The following is a 353-nucleotide window of genomic DNA, read 5'->3' on the forward strand; positions in this document are numbered from 1 at the left end:
CGCCGGCGTTGTTGGAGAACACCTCGAAGTTGCCGACGTCGCGGGCGGCGAGGGCCTCGATCACGATCTGCGGGATCCCACTCAGGCCGAACCCGCCGGCGGCGATCGACGCCCCGTCGGGGATGTCCGCGACGGCCTCGGCCGCGGTCATGATCTTGCTAGACATGCTTCTCCATTAATCTCTAGCTGCAAAGCTAATCTGGGTTTGCTGACCCTTCGGGAAGTCCCGCGGCCGACTCGGTCGCGGGACTTCTGTCATTAGGTGCCGTGGAACACGTCAAGTGCGAGGGTCGTGCTAGCTGCTCCTGCGTAGAAGACACCCGCTAGGAGACTGCTGAACAAGCTGCGATCCT

1 protein-coding gene is annotated in these 353 nt (G+C 62.9%); it reads right to left on the reverse strand.

The features are described from left to right. Positions 1-166, reverse strand: a 166-nt coding sequence (locus HMPREF3086_RS19380; protein ID WP_371441628.1) for a CoA-transferase, incomplete at its 3' end; no start/stop codon positions are given. Between the last annotated feature and the right edge of the window lie 187 nt (positions 167-353).

The sequence above is a fragment of the Dietzia sp. HMSC21D01 genome, assembly GCF_001815995.1.
Classification (GTDB): domain Bacteria; phylum Actinomycetota; class Actinomycetes; order Mycobacteriales; family Mycobacteriaceae; genus Dietzia; species Dietzia cinnamea.